Here is a 2,752-nt window from a genome sequence, read left to right on the forward strand (position 1 = left end):
ATATAGGTTCGAATGTCCCATATACTGTCCCATTCGGACATACTGATTGTTCCTTATTGTTACACTGGGGGTTTTCTTTGCATCGAATTTGCGGGTTGGTTTGTAAACACATAAAATATTTAGGCATTACAGGAGTGATTCAGAGACGGGACATTTTGTAGGAATACATACTATATGGCTATACTATTTGAACATGATTTTGTGCCTTAATTCATTACACCCACAATTGTTTGAAGAGTTTTGTAACTGAAAATTGTAATCGGTTTTGATTAAAAATTCGAGCGTTAAACGATTAGCCAGTTTAGCCCTTAAATAGTGTTTCCCAGGTCGAAGGACTATGACTGTAATGTCATAACTCCTTTGGCCTGGGAATGGCAAGTTCTCAAATTGATTCAACCCTAAACCCGTCAGTATATTTGGATTTTAGCGTTTAGATATAAAAAGATCATGTAAATGATTCAAGTCATACTACTGTATTCTCCGTATAAGTCTGGAATTTTGGTAATTATTTTGGCTTAAAGATAAATATTATAATCTGTAGACATTGATTTAATGATCGTATGGTTTTCCGCAACACCTTTGGGCAGTCGAGTAAGCAAAACCGGGCAATGAGCTTTATGACTTACATACTGACTGACACTGCCCACAAAAGCCTCTGCGATACCCGTAATCCCTCTACTTCCCATAACAATCAGATCAAATTGGCCATCATCGGCCTCAGAACAGATTACTGGAGCCGGAGCCCCGATCTTTACTTCAAGAGAGGCATTTGTTAATACAGCTTCTTCTCTGATGCGATTGAGTATGGCCTGTCCAGTTTCGACTGATTTTGCGGGTAAAGCCGGTTCAGGTGTGGCGCCATCCTCAACTCCATATTGAAAGAGGTACGGACGCACCACATAAAGCAAAGTGACACTGCCGTCATTCTTACTTGCTATATTTTGGGCAACTTTGGCAGCCATAACCGAACTATCGGAACCATCTACCGGAACAAGTATTTTCTTAAACATACAGACCCTCCTTATCGGTTCAACAGCTTTATTGCAATACCCCGCTAATATATAACCAGCGAATACAGATGATTAAGGGTAATAGCAGGGATATGATTTCAATACCGTAGCAACCTTGTTTTGCTTTCACCTCCCCAAACGAGTATTTCGCTGGTTTACCCTGACCACGAAAGTTATTTACCTAATATTTGTTACAGAGCAATTATTATGCCAGTTATGTTTTTTAAATAAAATTAGGTTAATTTTGAAACACACCCAACCTAATTGATTTGAATTTGTGTAAATGACTTATATCTGGAGTTAATATTTCCATAGGATATGGTTGAGACAGTTACTGTATAGCTCTTTTAGCCCAAGTTGAATCCTTGAGTATGGCCCGACCCACACCGATAAGATCGGCCTGCCCCTCCGCCAGCAGTCTCTCTGCTGCTGAGGCCTCAGTGATCCCTCCAGTCAAGATCACTGGGATCTTAACGACTTCCTTGAGCGCCCTGGACAGAGGGGCGAAAAAGCCCTGCCCACTCAGGCCTGGTACGCTATAACTGCATAAGCCTCCAGAGGTGTCTATAATGTTGACTCCAGCTTTTTCGAACTCTCGGGCCGCCATCCGGCTGTCTTCAATGGTGGTGCCCCCCTCCATGAAGTCCGCAGCCCCAAGCCGAATAAGCAGGAGAAAGTCTTGGCCGCAGGCGTCCCGGACGGCATTGATTATCTCCAGGTGGATACGGATGCGGTTATGAATGTTGCCGCCATACTCATCCATACGCTGATTGGTTAATGGAGATAGGAACTGATTGAGCAGGTAGCCGTGGGCGCTGTGGATCTCCACCCCGTCGAAACCGGCCTTCTTCACCCGGACGGCGGCGTCGCGGAATTTCCCGACCACCGCTGCGATTTCGGTTTGGTTCATTTCACGAGCTATTTCTGTACCGCGTGGGTTAGGTACCGCAGAGGGAGCCAGTCCTTCCGTCCCGGTAACCTCGCTGCTGGCCCGACTGCCGGCATGACTGAGCTGCATTACCGTCTTGCTGCCGTTTCCATGTATGATAGCCGACAGCTCTTTGAACCCGTTGATCAAACCATCCTCAGCGATGGAGATCTGATGGGGGTGGGCTTTACCCTCCGGACTGACATAACTGTGCTCGATTATAATCAGAGAGATATACCCCCCTCGGGACTTCTCTTCATAATAATCCAACAGTTCCTGGCTGACCTGCCCGTCAGGACCGGCTTTGGTGGTAGCCATGGGCGGCATGATCAGACGGTTTTTCAGGGTTAGGTACCCGGTCTCGATCGGTTGTTGTAAAAGCGCCATAGATTTACTCCTCTTTAAATCGTGCCACTATTCTGTTGCAACAATGGCATCAGCAGGGCAACTGTCAGCGCAGGTTCCACAATCGCTGCACAGTTCAGTATCGATGATATATATATCTTCGCCCTCTTTAATAGCTTCCAAGGGGCATTCATCGACACACGCTCCGCAAGCTACACAGTTATCTGTTATTAAATGAGCCACTATTATTTCACCTCCATCACGTTGATTATTCAATGCTTTCCACCATCAGCGCTGTTGGCCGGGTTTAATCACCACTCCCGGGTAGGCAGGGGGACCGTCCCCGTGCCTTTTTGTTAGGACTTTCCTACCATTCCTGGGGCAGTTGGTTGAGCTGGGTCAGGTCGAAGACCGGCCCGTCCAGGCAGATATACTGGCTGCCGATATTGCAGCGGCCGCACTTGCCGAT

4 protein-coding genes are annotated in these 2,752 nt (G+C 46.4%); all 4 read right to left on the reverse strand.

The annotated features are described in order from the left end of the window. Positions 1–515 precede the first annotated feature (515 nt). Entirely contained in the window at positions 516–1,010 is a 495-nt protein-coding gene (locus tag B3W37_RS02185; RefSeq protein WP_481041894.1) for a universal stress protein, read from the reverse strand. A 331-nt stretch (positions 1,011–1,341) separates the two neighbouring features. After that, positions 1,342–2,325, reverse strand: a complete 984-nt coding sequence (locus B3W37_RS02190; RefSeq protein WP_483174639.1) for an NADH:flavin oxidoreductase — start codon at positions 2,323–2,325, stop codon at positions 1,342–1,344. A 27-nt stretch (positions 2,326–2,352) separates the two neighbouring features. Then, a complete protein-coding gene (locus B3W37_RS02195) occupies positions 2,353–2,559 on the reverse strand; it encodes a DUF362 domain-containing protein (protein ID WP_483169091.1) in 207 nt (68 codons plus the stop codon). A gap of 91 nt (positions 2,560–2,650) precedes the next feature. Beyond that, the coding region (locus tag B3W37_RS02200; protein ID WP_483174641.1) for an iron-sulfur cluster-binding protein at positions 2,651–2,752 on the reverse strand (102 nt) is incomplete at its 5' end.

The organism is Syntrophomonas sp. UBA5494 (assembly GCF_002426325.1).